The sequence below is a fragment of the Paracoccus lichenicola genome (genome assembly GCF_009708075.1).
Lineage (GTDB): Bacteria > Pseudomonadota > Alphaproteobacteria > Rhodobacterales > Rhodobacteraceae > Paracoccus > Paracoccus lichenicola.
This window is the reverse complement of sequence record NZ_WMBT01000015.1, coordinates 22,027-39,388: the sequence shown is the minus strand read 5'-3', so window position 1 is coordinate 39,388 and position 17,362 is coordinate 22,027. Positions and strand designations below refer to the sequence as shown.

Here is a 17,362-nt window from a genome sequence, read left to right as displayed (position 1 = left end):
CGGCGCCAAGACCACCGGCGGCGGCGTCACCGTCAGCGCGGCGGACGCGGCGCAGATGCTGCGCGAGGCGGTCGATCTGGCCCAGGACAACGCCTGGGCGGGACCGATCATGTGGTTCTCGTACCAGGACTCCAGCTACGAGCCGGGCTTCGGCCTGCGCGATGCCAGCGGAAACCTGCGTCCGGCCTATTCCGTGTTCAAGGAGCTGGCGAACCTGGACAACGCGGGCACCGGGGCCGGAACCGGCACCGGCTCCAGCAACGGCACCGATACGTCGGGGATAACCGTGACCGGGAAGACCGTCTACGACACCAACGGCAACGACGTGCTGCAGGGCACCTCCAGCAACGACGTGCTGAACAGCAGCGGCGGGCAGGACACCCTGCGCGGCGGCGGGGGCGCGGATACCTTTGTCTTCAAGCAAGCGGGCCTTTGGGACAACATCACCGACTGGGCAAGCGACGACAAGATCGACCTGAGCGGCATCGACGCCAATACGGGCCTGTCCGGCACCCAGGGCTTCACCTTTGTCGGCTCGAAATGGCTGAGCGCCGTGGGCGACCTGGGCGTCTATACCGATGCGGCGAACAACAGGACCTATGTCCAGGCCAACCTGGACAACGACAAGGACCTCGAGATCAACATCGTGCTGAACGGCGTCCACAAGCTGGATGCGTCCAACTTCCTGCTGGGCACCGGCACGCCGGGAACACCCGTGACCGGCAAGACCATCCAGGGCACCAACGGCAACGACGTGCTGCAGGGCACCGCGGGCCATGACGTGCTGAACGCGGGCGGCGGCCAGGACACTCTGAGCGGCGGTGCCGGCAACGATACCTTCGTCTTCGCGCAGGCGGGTCTTTGGGACGGCATCACCGACTGGAACGAGGGCGACAGGATCGACCTGAGCGGCATGGATGCCAACACGGGCCTGTCGGGCTTGCAGGACTTCAAGCTTGTCGGCTCGAAATGGCTGAGCGCCGCGGGCGACCTGGGCGTTTATGCCGATGCGGCCAACAACAAGACCCATGTCCAGGCCAATCTGGACGGCGACAAGGACATCGAGGTCAGCATCGTGCTGAACGGCGTCCATCAGCTGGATGCGTCGGACTTCCTGTTCTGATCGGCGGTCCCATCACGTTGCCAAAAGACGCCGGGTGCTTCAGCGCCCGGCGTCTTTCGTCCGCCATCCCGCATCTGCAAAGGCCGTTCGGGGCTTCGTCCCAAGGTCAGACGAACAGGACATCCGAGGCGGTCAGATCCGTAACATCGGCCACGACCACCACGTCCTTGCCCGGGTCGTCCGTCCGGGATGCCGCGCCATGGTCGATGCGCGTGTCGCCATCGACCAGCGAGATGAAGCGGTCGCCGTCGTCCAGTCTTCCGTTGCGGTTGGTGTCGAGGTCGGACCAGGTCAGCCCCGGGACCGCAAGGCGGATGGCGTCGCCGTCGCCGCTGCGGAAGTCCATGATCCGGTCGCGCCCACTGCCTTTCCCGAAGACGAAGCTGTCCGCGCCTCCGGTGATGATCGCCACCGTGTCGGCAATGCCTGCGCCGTCGCCCCACAGAACGTCATCGCCCCGGCCACCGGTGATCCTGTCATCCCCGCCGGTCAAATCGTTCCGGGTCCCGGCCCAATAGCCGCTCTCGACCGTCCCGTCGCCGTAGATCATGTCGTTGCCGCCGCCCCCCAGGATCGTGTCATCTCCTCCGGCAAGCGAATTCACACTCAACGCGACGGTACTTCCGTCGCCATGAAGGGTGTCGTTCCCGCTGCCCCCGTCGATGTGATCCGATCCGCCGACAAGGGTGGAATAGCCATTGGTGGCGCTGATCCCGTCGCCCATCACGGAATCCGCACCGGTCCCCGCGATGATGGTGTCCTGGCCGCCCGTCAGGCTAGCACTGCCCTGGCTGGAGCCGGGCGCAGCGCCGGCGTTTCCGTCCCCCAGGATCGTGTCGTTGCCGGTTCCGGCATCGAGATGATCATCGCCTCCGGTGATATCGACGAATGCGCCATAGCCCCAGCCGTCGCCACTCAAGAGGTCGTGGCCGTCCCCTCCCCACATCCTGTCGTTCCCGCCGGTAAGCCTGGCGGAGGCCCTGAAGGTCGAGATCCCCCCGTCGCCATGAAGCTCGTCATCGCCTGCGCCACCCTGCATGGTGTCGCTGCCGCCCGCCATTTCTCCGCTGGTATAGATGCTTGGATTGACGATGCCGTCCCCGTACAGGCTGTCCCGGCCCTTGCCGCCGTCCAGGAGGTCTGCGCCCCCGATGAGGGTGCATCTGCCTGCCGCGACAAGGCCGTCCCCGTAAAGGATGTCATTGCCCTCCCCGGCAAGCAGCGTATCGGCCCCGCCCTCGATCCAGGCATCCCGAATGAGGGCACCCCCCGTCACAAAGCCGTCGCCGAACAGCGCATCGTCGCCCAGGCCTGCATGAAGCAGGTCACGCCCGCCGCGGATGCCGGTGGTGCCCGCATAGGCCCCGGTCTCGGCCGTGCCGTCGCCATACAGGGTGTCGTTCCCGGCTTCGCCCTGCAAAAGGTCATGGCCGCCGTTGATGATGGACATGGCGTTGTATTCGCCCGCGACAACACGGCCGTCGCCCCAGATCCAGTCGTCGCCCTGCCCCCCGAACAGCGCGTCCGCGGCGCCCTGCAGATCGGCCTTATCGCCGTCTCCGCGCTGCACGTCCCCGTCGCCCAGCAGGCTGTCGTTGCCGCCAAGACCCAGGATGAGGTCGCGGTCGCGCGAGCCTGTCAGGAAGTCGGCAAGATTCGTGCCTTTTCTGTAATCGATGGCCATGCCCGTCACCCCTCCCCCGAGGATACGCTGAGAATCAGCAGCCACGGGAATGATGACACGATGCCCCTGCTGCACAAGGCCCGCAGGACCCTCGGGGGGGCCAAACCGGGAAGGGGTGGGAAGGCCTTTCGCGTCGTCTAGGACGGCCGCGCGACCGCCGGTGCGCCAGTTCGATAAGGACGACTTCGGCCGCCCTTCGCCCCAACGCCTGACCTCGTTCACCGGGGTCGCGCCCGGGCCGGAAACCAGGATCGCAATCCCGGTTCCCGGCGACAGGCCGTGATCGTCCAGGACGATCTGCCGGTTTTCAGGGTGTCGGCCCGCGTGCCGGGTTCGATCTGGACGTTGGGGTGCCCCACGGCGGGCAGCGTGCAGGGACCGCGCCCCATGCCCCGCGGCGGCAGGCGTCGATTGCCCCGCCAGGACCCGCCCAACCCGGCCGTGGCGCCGTCGATCTTTCCCCTTGAAGATCTCGCCCGCCACACCCCGGCGGCGGTCGCGTTCCGAGAGCGACCCACCCGTCGGCGACCCTGCCTGGATCTGAAACCTGATGAGCCGGGAACCTGGCTGCTGCCCGGGAACTGATACCCAGATCCAGGTGCCGGCCAGCGATGGGTCTTCTTGATCGTGCGACAATTCCCGGCGCGGCTGCTGCAGGTCCATCCGCCCCAGGCCGCTTGCAGGCCAGGCCAGGCCATGCGGCAGTGGCATCCTGGAAGGCTGCAGTCTTCTTCTTGCGTTCCTGCCGAAATGCAGAGGTGCACTTGTGCACAGATGCAAGGCCGTACCCTTGCGTCAATCCCCGAATGCCCTGCCCGCCTCATGACGTTTCCACAGCTCGTCAAGCGCGTGCTCGATCAACTCGGAATTCGTCATGTCCAGGCGCGCGCGCAGGATCGCCACCCGTTCGAGAAGCGGGTCGCCCTTGTCGAAATAGGCGCCCAGGTGCTTTTGCGCCGATCGCTTGCCCGCGACCCTTTCCGGCACAACCGGGTCAGGCTTTCCGGCCTCGGCCTGCCTGGGTTCCGCGCCTTTTCCCATCGCCGCCAGAAGCGGGTTCGGCTTCTTCATTCCTGCACCTCTGTTCTTTTGAAGGGTTGCACATGTGCACGCCTGCAGTCCATCACGTCCGCTCAATGGCGGATTTGCATCTCGGCGCGGATCCAGGCCCACAGATCCGTGACCTCATCGGCAGCCTTGCTGGCGCCGTCCATCTCTTGCACCGACAATCCCGACGCGCTGGCGTCCCGATGTGCCTTGCGCCGGTGCAGGACAACCGGAGCGGCTTGCGCGCCCATGGCCCTGATCACCTCGCGAGTCTGCGCCACCTCGGCCGGGCCGGTCGGGTTGGCCATGTTGATCACGGCCCAGACGGGGCGCCCGAAGCCGCGGCACAGGCGCAGGGTGCGCGGCATCTGCTCCAGGGACTCGACATCCGGCGTCGTCGGGATCAGCACCAGGTCGGCAACCTCGACGGCGGCCGGGGCCTCGGTCGATCGGGCGGGGGGCGTGTCGATGATGACCAGGCCGGCCGCACCCCTGGCCTGCTCCAGCCGCTTCGGCAGATCGTTCTCCGTCGAGAACACCACAACCGGCATGTCGGCCTCGCGGCGCTCGCCCCACTGGCTTGCGCTCTGCTGCGCGTCCATGTCCAGGATCAGGACCGCCAGCCCGTCACGGGCCGCGGCAACGGCCAGGGAACGGGCAAGGGTGGACTTGCCGACCCCGCCCTTCTGCATTGCAATCGTGATGATGTGCATCAATGCCCTTTTGCATTTGTGCACAGTATCACCTGTGCAGCCGTGATTTCAAACCTGTTCGTCGATGTCTTCCATGAAGGCCGCGGGCAGGGCAGGGGGAAACAGGTCGCCCTGCTGGCCCTTCTGCTCCTGCCATTGGGCTTTCTGTTCCTCGACCGTCTTGAGCCACCACGCCACCCTGAGCATGGTGACCTTCCGGCCCTGCTTCTCGATCACATCGACCCGGCAGGAAAAGGGGGCCAGGGCATTGACCTCTGCAACGGCAGGCTCGATCGCCTTGCGGCGCAGGGCCGCGAAGGGAACCAGCTTGCCCTGCGGAACGCCCAGGTAATCGCGCAGTTCCTCTGTCTCGAAGTCGTTGTAGAAGACGTGTTTCAGGCCGATCCGCTTGGCGATCATCTCGTAAAGGGCCATGCCGTACTTGGTCGCGAACCCGTGAAGGATCTGCATCTCGAGGCGGGCGAAGATCTGGCTGTCGCGCAGGATCGGCAGCAGCTTGGGATGCAGCTCGTAGGTCAGCATGGTGGCAATCCCCGGGCCGAACTTCGCGATGTCCGTCGGCCCGAGAAGATGGACGTTGCGGGTCGAGCCGTCGGACATGCGCACGCGCACCACCGTCTGCATGAGGCTGAGGATGGCTTCGGTGACGCGGTCGTTCGACGTGTGATTGCCGCGAAGCTCGGAAAAGGGGATCCTGTATTCCTGCCCTTCCGCGGCCATTTCGGGACCGAAGGCATTGGACAGCAGCTGATTGTAGATCCTGCGCGCCGCAAGCGTGATCTTCTCGCCGCCGCGCACCTCGATCAGTTCCGCAGGCTTGATGACCTCGCCGCGCCGCTGGAAGGCGTTCAGCGTGCCGCCGTTGCTATCATGACTTTTGGGGCGAGGTTCGTCCCGCATCCAGTGTGACCCGTGCTGCCTGCGCGGTCACAATAGGGCCAAGTCGCGCGGATTTGGAAGAAGAATGCGCGCCATCGGACCAAGATCGCCTGACCTCGCCCCAAAAGTCACCCAAGGCACGGGGCGGGACCGGCAACCTCGCCCCAAAAGTCACCGAACCTCGCCCCAAAAGTCACCGAACCTCGCCCCAAAAGTCACGAAACCTCGCCCCAAAAGTCACTTTCGCGCGGTATTTCCCATCATATTCAATGGCTTATTTTCCCTAAAAAGGAAGAAATAAAAAATAAAGAAACTTGTTATCCACAGCTGGTTTCTCATCGAGCCTGGGCAAAGAACCGACCTTTCCGCACGGCATCCCGCATGTCAGGATCCGTGGCTCTCGCCGGGGTCACCGCGAAGAATGGCGCGGCTGATGAGCCAGGGCTTTAGAGATAGATCAGGGCGTCTGAATGGCCGGTTGCGCCCTGGAAGGGGCCAAGCCCGACAGCCCGGCCTTGTCGGCTTGCGCGATCCGGACTCGGCCAGCGCCTTCACTCCGGCGCGCGCATCCTGGCCACGATGTCCTCGGCATCCCCCAGGCTGACGAAGTCCATGACCTCGTCAGCCGAGAAGCTGATGCCGAAGGCTGTCTCGATCTCGGTCATCAGCGTCAGGTGCATGAGCGAGTCCCAGCCTGGCGTGTTGAAGGGCGACGAGTCCCGGGACAGCGTTTCCGGCTTCAGCCGCAGGCAGCGGGCCGCGACCTCATAGACGCTGGCCGGCGGGACCTGCACCGCAGCCGGGGCGGCGGCGGCACCGATCAGCTCGGACCGGATCACCTTGCCCGAGGCGGTCCGGGGCAGCCTGTCGAGGATGCGGATCTCGGCGGGCACGCGCTCGGGCGACAGATGCGCGCGGCAGAAGGCCCAGACCTGCTCCACTGTGAGGTCCCCGCCCGGCGCGGGCGCGACCGCGGCGACCAGCCGCTCGCCGCGGTCGGGGTCGGGCTGGCCGAAGGCATAGGCCTCGGCCAGTCCCGGCATGGTGGACAGCACCGCCGTGACGCCCTCGGGATGGATGGTCACCCCGGCCGAGACGATCGCCGTCTTGCGCCGCCCGACGAACTCGTGGATGCCGTCGGGGCGCGCGCGCACCAGGTCGCCCGTGCGGAAGGCGCCGTCCCTGAGCACCTCGGCCGTCAGCCCGGGCGCGCCGAAATAGCCCCGCATCACCGTGGGACCCTTCAGCACCAGCTCCCCGGTCTCGCCCGGGGCAACGGGGGCGCCGTGCTCGTCGACGATCTCGGCCGTCACGCCGACCGGGCGGCCGATGCTGCCGATGATCCGCGTGTCGTCCCCCGGCCCGGCGAACAGCGCGTCGCAGACGACCTCGCTCAGCCCGTAGGCATTGGCCACCGGCACGCCGAACCCTTCCTCGAAGCGGCTCCACAGGCCCGCGTCGAGGTAATCCGCGCTGCACAGCACGAACCGGAAGTCCGGGCCGCGAAAGGCGTCCTTGCGGTCGCGCCCGACGCGCTCGATGATCCGCAGCATCGCGGGAACGGCGATCAGGTGGGTCACCGCGTCCGCGGCCACCCGGTCGAGCAGCCGTGGCACGGCCTGCACCGAGAACGGGAAGGGCCGGACCAGCGTGCCGCCGAACCACAGCGCCGAGATCGGTCCCCGGGTCAGCCCGTCGGTATGATGAAGGGGGAGAAGGTTGAGAAGCCTGATCCCCGGGCCGAAGCCATAGGCTTTCGCGAAGATGTCGAGCTGCGCCAGCAGATTGTCATAGCCGATCTCGACCGCCTTGGCCGAGGAGGTGGTGCCCGAGGTGAAGATCAGCATGGCGGTCTCGGGATGGCCGGACCCGCCGCCGGCCCGGGGCGCCGCGTCTTCCACAGCCTGCCCGTCCCAGGCGTCCGCGCGCAGCACGCGCAGGCCCGGCTGCGACTGCTCGAATCCCATCCCGGCCAGTTCCGCGACATCGGTAAGGACCGCCGCGGGACGGCACACCGCCACAAGGCTTTCGGCCTCGCCCCGGCTGCTCTGGGGGTCGCCCACCACGAAGGCGATCCCCGCCCGCAGCGCCGCCGCCACCAGCAGGATCAGCCGCCGCTCATCGCCGCAGAACAGCGCCACCCGGTCGCCCGGCCCGATCCCTTCGGCCCGGAACCGCGCCAGAAGGCGGTCGGTTTCCCGCCGGGCCTCGTCCCGGCCAAGGACGCCGCCCGGCAGGACCGCCAGGGGCGCGCCGCCCCCGGCGGACAGGTGATCCTCGATCTGCCGGCGCAGGCGGTCGTGGCCGCCGGTTCCGATCGGGTGAAGCGTGGTCATGCGCTGGTCCTCCCCATGGTGTTCCCGATCCCCGCGGCCAGCCCCTCCCGCATCGCCGCCGCCACCTGCGACACGGCGCCCGGGTCGGTCATCATGCCCAGGTGCTTGCCGCCGACATCCACCACATCGCAGCGCGGGATCAGCTGCCGCCAGCCGAGGTCGTCGGGAAAGCCGCGATGGCGCCTTTCCAGCACGCCCCGAAGCACGACGGTCCGGCCCAGAAGCCGGGGATCGGGCCAGGGTTCGGGGCGGTATTCGGTCGAGGCGCGGTAAAGCCCGCGGATGATCTCGCGGCACCCTTCGGGATGCTCCCAAAGATACATCGGCACTTCCTCGTAGGCGTGCAGGACCTCGGGGTGGGGCCGTCCGCCCAGCATGACCCGCCAGTTGCGGCGGGTGAAGCCCAGGGCGCGGCGCGTCTCGGCCAGGGGCGCGTGCCAGCGCCTGAAGCCGGGCACCTTGCGCAGCACCTCCGAATCGAACAGCCACAAGGTCTCGACCTGCAGGCCAAGGGCATCCAGGTGGCGCGCGGCCTCGAAGGCCACATAACCCGCGAAGGAAAATCCGCCAAGGTGAAGCGGCTGCGGCAGGCCGGCCCGGGCGATGTCCTGGGCCAGGCGGCGCCCCAGTTCTGGAACGGTCAGGCGGCCCAGGTCGGCGGACAGGGCCGGGTCGAGGCGGGTCCCCAGGCAGCCCGCCAGGCCGCCGATCTCCTGCACGAGGGCACGGGCATAGAACACGCTGCCGCCCATGTCGGGCATGAACACGAGCGAGCCTGCCTGCCCGGGACCCGTCAGCCGCACCAGCGTGGCCGGCAGGCGCCTTGCCGGACCGCCATTCATGCGGCCATCCCCGGATGGGCCGGCACGGTCCCGTGGCCGCGGGATGCGAAACCCTCACCCTTGAACGCGTCGATCATGATGATCGCCCCTGACGAACCGAATTCAACACCCTTGCCGCCCGCCAGATCAATGCAGGAAGCAGATGGAAAGGCATCCGAAGAAGAACCTTGGCCAACCCACCCCCAGGCACCGGCAAGCATATCACACCCTCACGAACACGCCACGATCGGGATTGGATCCGTCGGGGTCCACATGGCCGCCCGGGGCTTGCGGAGGACAAGGCGCCCTTGCCGGGCCACGGGACCCTTGGCGATCCCACGGCTTTCCCCGCCGGTCCTGAACCGATAAATGCCTGAAATTCAGGAAGATACGAACGGCATGGTCGAACCGGGTGCCGTTCCTGCGGCGGCGGGCGCCCGCCTTGGACGGATTCCCGAAAATCCGTTTTTCATGACGAAAAAGACAATCTTTCAACTTGATGGCCCGGCTTCCTTGCCGCCCTTCCTGACCCGGAGGATCCGATGGACACGCGCCTGCTGCTGCCGGGCGGCAGAGCATCAGGCGGCTGACCTGGCCGTCGTGCCGGGCGGTCTCGTGCAGCTGCCGGGTCCGCTGGTCCAGGTGCGGGCGGGAAAGCTTCCGGTCGCGTTGCCAGCCAAGGGGCCGTCGGACGGCATGTCGGGTCGAACCATCGCACCCGGGGGTTGAAAATTTAGATTGCGGCTTCGCTCAAAGAGGGTTTGATGGTCATGGACAAGTCTCAGTCACGAGGTGCCCCGGGTATGGCCGCTCCCGCGCAAGGACCACGCTTTCAGCCGGAGGACCGTTCCCTGCCTCCGGCAGGACCCGGTCCTGCCATGGTCATCGTGGCGCTGGCCCTGATCCTGGCCGGATCCTTCACGGCAACGATCATCCTGTGGTTGCGGGATGCGCCCTTCTGGCAGATCGTCCTGGGCTATGCGGGTGGCGGCTGGACGGGGTTGCTGGGGGGAATGGCGGTTCGCGGCCTGATGGGGCTTTTGCCGGCGCGCCGCCGCAAGCCTGGCCAGCCCACGGGCATGAAGCGCCGGCACCTCGCGGATGACGACCGCGGCATGATGCCGCCGAAGAATGCCATGCCGCCTTTCGGACCACGCTGAAACAGGCAAGGGCGGCAGGCCGCTGCCCAAGGCCCGTTTCCGACGATCGTCCGGGGATGCATCCGCATCGGGTCGCGCTGGACGCCAGCAAGGGCGCGGCTGTTTTCGGACAGGGCCTGGACAGGCCGCCAGGGCGTCGTCCGGGGGCGGAACGCCATGCCGTTCATGACCGACCTTGCGTCCCGCCCCCGATTGGGGCAACCCGGCCAGGGGCGGATGGGCCGCAAGGACGAAACGGATGACCGGCAATCCCGCCGCGGATGCGGCGAAAGCTAATGTCCCCGCGGATGCGGCGAAAGACAAGGCCGCCGCAGGGGCGGCCATCGGCTTCGCGGGGGTCGGCAAGGCCTTCGACGGGCCGGGCGGCACGCGCGTTCATGCGCTTGCCGACGTAACGCTGGCCGTGGAACCCGGCGCGATCTGCGGCATCATCGGCCGGTCGGGCGCGGGCAAATCGACGTTGCTGCGGATGGTGAACGGGCTGGAACGCCCGACAAGCGGCACCGTCACCGTGGCGGGCCGGGACGTGGGGCGCGCGCAAGGCGCGGCGCTGCGGGCCATCCGGCGCGAGGTGGGCATGATCTTCCAGCATTTCAACTTGCTGTCCTCGCGCACGGTCGCCGGCAACATCGCCCTGCCGCTGGAAATCGCGGGAGAGCCTGCGGGGGCCATCCGCGCCCGCACGGCCGACCTGATCGCCCGCGTGGGCCTCGACGGCCTGGCCGGGCGCTATCCGGCAGAGCTGTCGGGCGGGCAGAAGCAGCGCGTGGGCATCGCGCGCGCCCTGGCCACAAGCCCCAGGGTGCTGCTGTCGGACGAGGCGACCTCGGCGCTGGACCCGGAAACCACGCAAACGGTGCTGCGGCTGCTGGCCGACATCAACCGCGACCTGGGCCTGACGATCCTGCTCATCACCCACGAGATGGCCGTGGTCCGCGACATCGCCAGCCACATGGCGGTGATCGAAGCGGGCCGGATCGTGGAAAGCGGCCCGACCTACGACATCTTCACGCGGCCCCGGCATCCGACCACGCGGTCCTTTCTGGGCGGCGTGACCGGGCTGACGCTGCCCGCCTTCATCGCCGGGCGGCTGTTGCCCGCCCGCCCCGACGGCCCGTCCGAGGAGGTGATCCGCGTGACCTTCGCCGGAACCCACGCCACCGACCCGATGCTGTCCAGGCTGGCGGTCGAGAAGGGCATCGCCTCGAACATCCTGGCCGGCGCCATCGAGGAGGTGGGACCCCATCCCTTCGGCAACCTGCTGATCTCGGTCGATGCGGACCGGGGACCCGAGGCGCGGGCCTATCTGGAACGACACGGGCTTCTGACCGAGGTGCTGGGCCATGTCCGCTGACCTGATCCCGCTTCTGTGGGAAGCCACGCTGCAGACGCTCTACATGGTCGCGGCCTCCACCATCCTGGGCACCGCCTTCGGCCTGCCGCTGGGGGTGTTCCTGGCGACATCGCAACGGGGCGAGCTGCTGTCGGCGCCTTGGGCGAACAAGGTGCTGGGGCTGGTGGTGAACGCCACGCGCTCGGTGCCCTTCATCATCCTGGTGGTGGCGATCATCCCGCTGACCCGCGCCATCGTCGGCACGTCCATCGGCACCAATGCCGCCATCGTGCCGCTGACGCTGGCCGCGATCCCCTTCATCGCCCGCCTGGTCGAAAACGCCATCCGCGAGGTCGATGCGGGCCTGATCGAGGCCGCCCGCGCCATGGGCGCCACGCCCTTCCAGATCATCGCCAAGGTGCTGCTGGCCGAGGCGCGGCCCGGCATCGCCCTGGGCCTGACGCTGGCCGTGGTCAGCCTGATCGGCTATTCCGCCATGGTCGGCGCGGTCGGCGGCGAAGGCCTGGGCGACCTCGGGATCCGCTATGGCTATCAACGTTTCATGCCCGAGGTGATGGCCGCCGTGGTCGTGGTCCTGATCGTGCTGGTGCAGCTGGTGCAGTCCCTGGGCGAACGCATCGCCGCCCGCTTCGACAAGCGCGCGCCCCGCAACCGGGGCCGCTGAGTTTCCCCCCGGATTTCATCGCAGAAGAAAGGATATATCCGATGCCGCGTCTTGCCGCTTTCGCTTCCGCCCTGGCCCTGTCCGCCGCCATGGCCCCCGCCGCCTGGGCCGAGGACATCACCGTCGGCGTGTCCCCCGGCGAACATGCCGAGATCATGGAGGAGGTCGCCCGCGTCGCCGAACCCATGGGCCTGAACATCGAGGTGGTCGAGTTTTCCGACTACGTGATCCCCAACACCGCGCTGGCCGACGGCGACATCCAGGCCAACAGCTTCCAGCACCGCCCTTATCTGGAAAACCAGATCAAGGATCGGGGCTTCGACCTGGTGGAAATCGGCACCACCATCACCACGCCGATGGGCATCTATTCCGACACGCTGGAAAGCCTCGACGCCCTGCCGGACGGGGCCAGGATCGGCATCCCCAACGACCCCACCAACGGCGGCCGCGCGCTGCTGATCCTGCAGGATCTGGGGCTGCTGACGCTGGAGGAAGGCACGGGCCTGGTGCCCACGCCGCTCGACATCACGGAAAACCCGAAAGGTCTGGAATTCCTGGAACTGGACGCCGCCCAACTGCCCCGGTCGCTGGCCGACACGGATGCGTCGATCATCAACACCAACTACGCCCTGGCGGCGGGGCTGAACCCCAATGAGGACACCATCGCCACCGAAAAGGCCGACAGCCCTTACGTGAACATCATCGTGGTGCGGAAAGGGGATGAAAACCAGGACTGGGCCAGGAAGCTGGTCGAGGCCTATCACAGCCCCGCCGTGAAGGCCTTCATCGACGAGAAATACGAAGGCTCGGTGCTGACCAGCTGGTAGGGCGGCAACAGACTGCTGCCCGGACTGGCGAAGGCCATCGCCTTCGCCACGTCGCGCCCCATCCTTCCCGAACCGCCGGGCCTCAAAGGCCCGGCCGGCGCCCGCCCCGCCCTCCAGGCGGGCGCTGGCCTCTCGTGGTCATGGGATGACATCGTCTCTGGTGGCGATGTCGCGTCGCGTGCGGGGAAACGCTGATCGCGTTTCCTGATCCCGCCCGGCTGACCATTCAGCGTGGTTCGGGCCAACGGTTCCACCAGCAGGTCCGGGTCGCTGTTCTCGCGGTCCTGGCCGGTCAGGACGGACCCGAACAGGCGGGGATTGGCCGTGTGGTGACGTGCCGCAAGGTCGCGGATCAGGTCGCGCCCTTGTTCCAGGGCTTGGGAAGGGGTCCGCAAGGGCATGGCAATCGTCTCTTGCGGTCAATGCAGGCGATCCACGGGGCAAAGAACCGATGCCGCAGACCGGGGAAAAGATGGCACGCCCCGTTTTTCCCCTGCCGCTTGGGGCATCGCCGGGTTTTCCGATGAGCCTGTATGCAGCCTGCCCGCATCACGGGCGGCAGGGGGCATGTCCGGGCATGGGATGATCCGGCACGGACCGCGGTCCCGCAGCTTTGCCGGCCCCTTGACCGAGAGGCCTTTCAGGAACCTGGACAGCTTCCGTCAGGCGAAACGCGGCTGCGGAGTTCTATCCGTGGCATGGTGTCATCCAGAAGGCAGGGAAATTCCCGCTGCATCCGCGTCATGAAAAGCCCGGCCGGATCATAGGTGTCGAGGCCCCGGGTCACGATCCAGACCCGCGCGTCACCGGCAAGGTTGGCCATGGTCCCGGACAGGATCCCGGGGGTCATGCCCGGCGAACCGCCGCCGCCCGCCGGATAGCTGTACTCCGCGCCCCGCACCGGGTAATGGCCGGGCACCGCCGCGATGTCCAGCGGAAGGCCCAGGCGATCCCCGTAGTAGAGAAGCGGCATCTCGGCCTCGGCCGGATACACCACCAGCTTCGCGGGCACCGGGGCTTCTGCCATCCTCCGCGTGAAGTCGCGCCAGTTCTCGTCGCTCCAGCGCGGCTTTCCGGGCGGGGCAGACCAGAGTGCCGTGGCTGCCAGCAGCAGGGGCACGGCAGGCGCGGTCCAGCGCCACCGGGCCGGCAGCAGGGGCCTGAGGGCCAGCGGAGCGAAGGCCAGGCTGATCAGCACCGGCAACTGCGAGGCCTGGAAGGTCCGGAACAGGAAGATCGGTTGCCCCATGTGGCTTCCCGCGAAGGACAGGATGGCCGGCACGGTCGCCAGGACCACCAGCGTGACCGGCACGGCCAGCGGCGGGCGCTCTTTCTGCGACATCATGCCTGCCAGCCCGGACAGCGCCACCAGGGACGACAGCGCCGCAAACAGCAGGATGACCGCCCCCTCGGAGCGGGAATGACCAAGCGGCAGTTCCAGGATGGCCGAGGCCACGGCCCTCGGTCCGGGAGGCTCCAGCCAGAAGCCTTCCGCGCCCAGGGACCGGGTCTGCATCAGCAGGATCGGAATGTTCGGCGCGTAAAGCAGCGCCGCAAGCCCCGCCGAAAGCAGCAGGTTGACCAGCAGCCCGCGCGGCGCGCCCTCGGACAGCCACCAGGCGAAAAGGCAGGCGCCCAGGATCAGTCCGAAGACAGGCCCGAAATTGTGGCTCCAGGCCAGAAGCGCGATGCCGATGCCGATCCCCGCGAAGGCCAGCGCCATCTTCCGGTCGCGCGCCAGAAGCCGGTGCATCGGCGCGCCGGCCCGCGCCCGCGCCGTCATCACGGCAAGGGCCGAGGTCAAGGCCACCGCCATGGCAAGGGTCATCAACGCATAGGGCCGGGCCTCCTGCGCGGCATAGACCTGGGTTGCCGAGCCGGCGAACAGGATTGCCGCCAGGATCGCGGCGGACCGTCCCGTCCGACGGTCGCTGCACAGCCGCGCCGACAAGGCCACCAGCGGGATCGTCGCGACATTGAACAGGACCGAGGGTATCCGCAGGGTGAATTCGTCGGTGCCGAACACGCGCCACAGTTTCAGCAGCGAATAGTAAAAGGAGGGATGGGTCTCGAACTGCGGAACCTCGGTCCACAGATAGGTCCAGTCGCGCGCCGAAAACCAGGCGCTGTATGCCTCGTCCAGCCAGAAGGACGGGGCGCCAAGACCATGAAACCGGATCAGCAAGGCAGCGGCCATGACCAGCGCCACGGGCCACAGCAGGCCTTGCGCGTTTGCGTATGCTTGCCGTTCCTGCAGGTTGGTCATCTCAGACATTCCTGAACACCCAGAACCGATTGATCACGAAGCTTAGCGCCGGCACCACGACCAGGCCCAGCACGAAGCCCGCCCGATAGCCAAGACCCAGGACATGCACGCACGCCGCCATTGCCGCCATGTTGGCCAGCAACCCGATGGCCAGGGACACGGCAAAGCGCATCATCTGGGCGGGACCGTGCCGGCTGCGTTCGTGAAACACCCACAGCGACTGGCCCAGATAGGTGATCGACAGCGCGCAAAGAAAGGCCAGGCCATTGGCGGGGGTGGCGGGAATCGACAGATGTTCGACGCCCAGGGTCAGGATCGCGAAATGCACCGCCGTCGCAACAAGCCCGACAATGCCGAAGCGCATTATCTCGGTCATGGAACGCGGTTTCCTGTCATTCGCCCGCCTTGACGGCCGCGGAGATTGCCGGAAGGGAATGGGGCGCCTGCACCTGGCCGTGAATGCCGACCTGCTCGCGCACCAGATAGATGGGGCGCTGCTTGGATTCGATGTAAAGCCGGCCAAGATATTCGCCGATGATCCCCAGCGAAATCAGCTGCACCGCCCCCAGCATCAGCACCACCGCCATCAGCGACGCGTAACCGGGCACGTCGCGGCCGAACAGAAGCGTCTGCAGGACGATCATCACGGTATACAGAAGCGATATCACCGCGACCACGCTTCCGACATAGGTCCAGACCCGAAGGGGAACCGTGGAAAAGCTGGTCAGCCCGTCCAGCGCGAAATTCCACAGCTTCCAGTAGTTGAACTTGGTGGTGCCCGCGGCCCGTGCCGGACGAGAATAGGGAACACCGATGCTTCGGAAGCCGACCCAGGCGAATATTCCCTTCATGAAGCGGTTGCGCTCGCGCAACTGCAGGGTCGCCTCGAGGGCGGGCCGGCTCATCAGCCGGAAATCCCCGACATTGGGTTCGATCCTCAACGAGGACAGGCGATTGAACAGGGAATAGAACAGCCCCGCCGAGCCGCTTTTCGCCCCCGTATCCGAGGCGCGGTCGATGCGCTGGCCATAAACCACGTCATAGCCGTCGCGCCACAGGCGAACGAACTCCGCGACAAGCTCGGGCGGGTCCTGCAGATCGACATCCATCGGGACCACGGCATCGCCGCTGGCAGCCTCCAGCCCGGCGGTCAGGGCGGCTTCCTTGCCGAAGTTCCGGCTGAGACGCACAAGGCATATCGCGGGGTTTTCGGCGTGGGCCTTGTGCACGATGCGGCTCGTGTCGTCGGACGAGCCGTCATCGACGAAGATGATCTCGTAGTCCAGATCCTCGATCTTGCGAATGACCTGCACGATCCTCTGCAGGAAAATCCCGATCGCCTCTTCTTCGTTCAGAACAGGGACCACGATGGACAGTCGCTGCATCGACTGGGAAAAACCTGACACATCACCCTCTCTGGACCTGAAGACAGGGGCAATCATGACTGCGCCGACCAGGCCTGAAGCTGTTCGGGCGCGTTCGGTCAGGATTTCTTAACCCGGACTGCCCGTGATGCATAGCGTTTCATGGGTTCAGGACCCGCCAAGCAGGGCGCGCTGCCTCCTGATTGCCTATTGCCGGCCAACGACGGCGCAAAACTGCCGAGAGGCTTTCAAAAAGCAGACACGGCCGTGCAAGCGGCCATGACCAAGGACCGCATCGCGGAGATCCTCGACGCGGCGAAGGCCCGGGGTTATTCCCCGGCCCCCCGGGGAAATCCGCGCCTCAGGCCAGGCCCAGGGTGCGGCGCCCGCGCGCCACAAGGGCCGCCAGGTCGGCGCGGCCTTGTTCGCCGAAGACCGCCTCGTCGCCCGCGATGAAGGTGGGGGTGCCCATCAGGCCCATATGCTCGGCCAGCTGGAAGGACAGCCGGATGTGGCGCTCCACGCGTTCCGCTGCCATGACCCGGCGCAGGGCGGCCTCGTCCAGGCCCAGCCGGCGGGCCACGCGCATCACGCTGGTCTCCGCCGCGCGGTCCTGCATGGCCATCAGGGCCGTGTGGAATTGCCAGTATCTGCCGGTGTCCAGCGAGGCCAGGGACGCGCGCGCGGCGAAATCCGATCCTTCGCCGAAGACCGGCCATTCGCGATAAACGACCCGCAGCCTGGGGTCGGACGCGATCAGCGCCCCGATCGGCCCCACCATCTTGCGGCAATGGGGGCAGTTGTAGTCGAAGAACACCGACAGCGTGATGTCGCCCCCGGGATTGCCCAGGACCGGCGCGGTCGGGTCGCGTTCCAGGGCGGCGCGCAGGTCCTCGGGCATGGGGTTGGGGCGGCCGGCGCCCCCGGCGGGCAGGGCGGCACTGATCCCGCAGGTGGCGGCGGCGGACAGGACAAGGCGGCGGGGGATCATGGGCAGGGACCTTTCGGATGGGGACGGGACCAGCTAAGCCGCAGACACGGCCCGACGGAACGCGTCCCCTGGTCACGATCCCGTAGGGTGGGGGTGGAACCTTACCCCTACGTTGCAGATCCGCGCGAGTTGG

At 67.3% G+C, this 17,362-nt stretch carries 17 protein-coding genes and 1 pseudogene; 6 read left to right on the top strand and 12 right to left on the bottom strand.

Going from position 1 to position 17,362, the window contains the following annotated elements:
• Window positions 1-1,123 (top strand): annotated as a pseudogene (locus tag GIY56_RS15950) (hypothetical protein); the annotation flags it as partial.
• A gap of 106 nt (window positions 1,124-1,229) precedes the next feature.
• Here GIY56_RS15950 and GIY56_RS15945 read toward each other — a convergent pair.
• The 7 genes from GIY56_RS15945 to GIY56_RS15915 form a co-directional block, all read right to left on the bottom strand.
• The gene (locus GIY56_RS15945; protein ID WP_154765857.1) at window positions 1,230-2,807 is read right to left on the bottom strand and encodes a calcium-binding protein; all 1,578 of its coding nucleotides are present in this window, start codon (window positions 2,805-2,807) and stop codon (window positions 1,230-1,232) included.
• Window positions 2,808-3,602: 795 nt separating this feature from the next.
• Window positions 3,603-3,878 (bottom strand): hypothetical protein, encoded by a 276-nt coding sequence (locus GIY56_RS15940; protein WP_154765856.1) that lies wholly within the window; start codon window positions 3,876-3,878, stop codon window positions 3,603-3,605.
• Between the two features lie 62 nt (window positions 3,879-3,940).
• A complete protein-coding gene (locus GIY56_RS15935; protein WP_154765855.1) occupies window positions 3,941-4,567 on the bottom strand; it encodes a ParA family protein in 627 nt (208 codons plus the stop codon).
• A gap of 48 nt (window positions 4,568-4,615) precedes the next feature.
• Window positions 4,616-5,467, bottom strand: a complete 852-nt coding sequence (locus GIY56_RS15930; protein WP_154765854.1) for a replication initiation protein — start codon at window positions 5,465-5,467, stop codon at window positions 4,616-4,618.
• 530 nt (window positions 5,468-5,997) lie between these two features.
• Window positions 5,998-7,782, bottom strand: coding sequence for an AMP-binding protein (locus tag GIY56_RS15925; protein WP_154765853.1), 1,785 nt, complete (start codon window positions 7,780-7,782; stop codon window positions 5,998-6,000).
• Entirely contained in the window at window positions 7,779-8,624 is an 846-nt protein-coding gene (locus GIY56_RS15920) for a thioesterase domain-containing protein (RefSeq protein ID WP_154765852.1), read from the bottom strand. Before GIY56_RS15920 ends, GIY56_RS15925 begins: the two co-directional genes overlap by 4 nt.
• On the bottom strand, window positions 8,621-8,824 hold the full coding sequence (locus tag GIY56_RS15915) for a hypothetical protein (protein ID WP_154765851.1): 204 nt from the start codon (window positions 8,822-8,824) through the stop codon (window positions 8,621-8,623). Before GIY56_RS15915 ends, GIY56_RS15920 begins: the two co-directional genes overlap by 4 nt.
• A gap of 148 nt (window positions 8,825-8,972) precedes the next feature.
• Between GIY56_RS15915 and GIY56_RS15910 the strand changes: the two genes are divergently transcribed.
• From GIY56_RS15910 to GIY56_RS15890, 5 genes are all read left to right on the top strand, one after another.
• Window positions 8,973-9,332: a hypothetical protein gene (locus GIY56_RS15910; RefSeq protein ID WP_154765850.1), complete on the top strand. Its 360-nt coding sequence runs from the start codon at window positions 8,973-8,975 to the stop codon at window positions 9,330-9,332.
• 149 nt (window positions 9,333-9,481) lie between these two features.
• Window positions 9,482-9,763, top strand: coding sequence for a hypothetical protein (locus tag GIY56_RS15905; RefSeq protein ID WP_154765849.1), 282 nt, complete (start codon window positions 9,482-9,484; stop codon window positions 9,761-9,763).
• Window positions 9,764-10,001: 238 nt separating this feature from the next.
• Window positions 10,002-11,117, top strand: a complete 1,116-nt coding sequence (locus GIY56_RS15900) for a methionine ABC transporter ATP-binding protein (protein WP_154765848.1) — start codon at window positions 10,002-10,004, stop codon at window positions 11,115-11,117.
• Complete coding sequence (locus GIY56_RS15895; RefSeq protein ID WP_154765847.1) at window positions 11,107-11,781, top strand: methionine ABC transporter permease; 675 nt, start codon at window positions 11,107-11,109, stop codon at window positions 11,779-11,781. The genes GIY56_RS15900 and GIY56_RS15895 overlap by 11 nt, the downstream gene beginning before the upstream one ends.
• A 41-nt stretch (window positions 11,782-11,822) precedes the next feature.
• A complete protein-coding gene (locus tag GIY56_RS15890) occupies window positions 11,823-12,608 on the top strand; it encodes a MetQ/NlpA family ABC transporter substrate-binding protein (RefSeq protein WP_154765846.1) in 786 nt (261 codons plus the stop codon).
• On the opposite strand, the gene GIY56_RS18415 is transcribed toward GIY56_RS15890, so the two are convergent.
• The 5 genes from GIY56_RS18415 to GIY56_RS15865 form a co-directional block, all read right to left on the bottom strand.
• Complete coding sequence (locus tag GIY56_RS18415) at window positions 12,542-13,003, bottom strand: nucleotidyltransferase family protein (protein ID WP_196053663.1); 462 nt, start codon at window positions 13,001-13,003, stop codon at window positions 12,542-12,544. The genes GIY56_RS15890 and GIY56_RS18415 overlap by 67 nt on opposite strands.
• Before the next feature lie 245 nt (window positions 13,004-13,248).
• Window positions 13,249-14,874: a glycosyltransferase family 39 protein gene (locus GIY56_RS15880; protein WP_154765845.1), complete on the bottom strand. Its 1,626-nt coding sequence runs from the start codon at window positions 14,872-14,874 to the stop codon at window positions 13,249-13,251.
• 1 nt (window position 14,875) lies between these two features.
• Entirely contained in the window at window positions 14,876-15,250 is a 375-nt protein-coding gene (locus GIY56_RS15875) for a GtrA family protein (protein ID WP_154765844.1), read from the bottom strand.
• A gap of 16 nt (window positions 15,251-15,266) precedes the next feature.
• Window positions 15,267-16,259 carry a glycosyltransferase family 2 protein gene (locus GIY56_RS15870; protein WP_154765843.1) on the bottom strand — a complete coding sequence of 331 codons (993 nt, stop codon included), beginning with the start codon at window positions 16,257-16,259 and terminating at the stop codon, window positions 15,267-15,269.
• Window positions 16,260-16,599: 340 nt separating this feature from the next.
• Window positions 16,600-17,229: a DsbA family protein gene (locus GIY56_RS15865; RefSeq protein ID WP_154765842.1), complete on the bottom strand. Its 630-nt coding sequence runs from the start codon at window positions 17,227-17,229 to the stop codon at window positions 16,600-16,602.
• Window positions 17,230-17,362: the final 133 nt, after the last annotated feature.

Excerpts from the sequence above, each read along its gene's own strand:
- GIY56_RS15940 (WP_154765856.1), bottom strand. The coding sequence starts at position 3,878 with ATGAAGAAGCCGAACCCGCTTCTGGCGGCGATGGGAAAAGGCGCGGAA.
- GIY56_RS15920 (WP_154765852.1), bottom strand. The coding sequence starts at position 8,624 with ATGAATGGCGGTCCGGCAAGGCGCCTGCCGGCCACGCTGGTGCGGCTG.
- GIY56_RS15935 (WP_154765855.1), bottom strand. The coding sequence starts at position 4,567 with ATGCACATCATCACGATTGCAATGCAGAAGGGCGGGGTCGGCAAGTCC.
- GIY56_RS15865 (WP_154765842.1), bottom strand. The coding sequence starts at position 17,229 with ATGATCCCCCGCCGCCTTGTCCTGTCCGCCGCCGCCACCTGCGGGATC.
- GIY56_RS15870 (WP_154765843.1), bottom strand. The coding sequence starts at position 16,259 with ATGCAGCGACTGTCCATCGTGGTCCCTGTTCTGAACGAAGAAGAGGCG.
- GIY56_RS15930 (WP_154765854.1), bottom strand. The coding sequence starts at position 5,467 with ATGCGGGACGAACCTCGCCCCAAAAGTCATGATAGCAACGGCGGCACG.
- GIY56_RS15910 (WP_154765850.1), top strand. The coding sequence starts at position 8,973 with ATGCCTGAAATTCAGGAAGATACGAACGGCATGGTCGAACCGGGTGCC.
- GIY56_RS15925 (WP_154765853.1), bottom strand. The coding sequence starts at position 7,782 with ATGACCACGCTTCACCCGATCGGAACCGGCGGCCACGACCGCCTGCGC.
- GIY56_RS15875 (WP_154765844.1), bottom strand. The coding sequence starts at position 15,250 with ATGACCGAGATAATGCGCTTCGGCATTGTCGGGCTTGTTGCGACGGCG.
- GIY56_RS15880 (WP_154765845.1), bottom strand. The coding sequence starts at position 14,874 with ATGACCAACCTGCAGGAACGGCAAGCATACGCAAACGCGCAAGGCCTG.
- GIY56_RS15900 (WP_154765848.1), top strand. The coding sequence starts at position 10,002 with ATGACCGGCAATCCCGCCGCGGATGCGGCGAAAGCTAATGTCCCCGCG.
- GIY56_RS15915 (WP_154765851.1), bottom strand. The coding sequence starts at position 8,824 with ATGCTTGCCGGTGCCTGGGGGTGGGTTGGCCAAGGTTCTTCTTCGGAT.
- GIY56_RS15890 (WP_154765846.1), top strand. The coding sequence starts at position 11,823 with ATGCCGCGTCTTGCCGCTTTCGCTTCCGCCCTGGCCCTGTCCGCCGCC.
- GIY56_RS15945 (WP_154765857.1), bottom strand. The coding sequence starts at position 2,807 with ATGGCCATCGATTACAGAAAAGGCACGAATCTTGCCGACTTCCTGACA.
- GIY56_RS15905 (WP_154765849.1), top strand. The coding sequence starts at position 9,482 with ATGGTCATCGTGGCGCTGGCCCTGATCCTGGCCGGATCCTTCACGGCA.
- GIY56_RS15895 (WP_154765847.1), top strand. The coding sequence starts at position 11,107 with ATGTCCGCTGACCTGATCCCGCTTCTGTGGGAAGCCACGCTGCAGACG.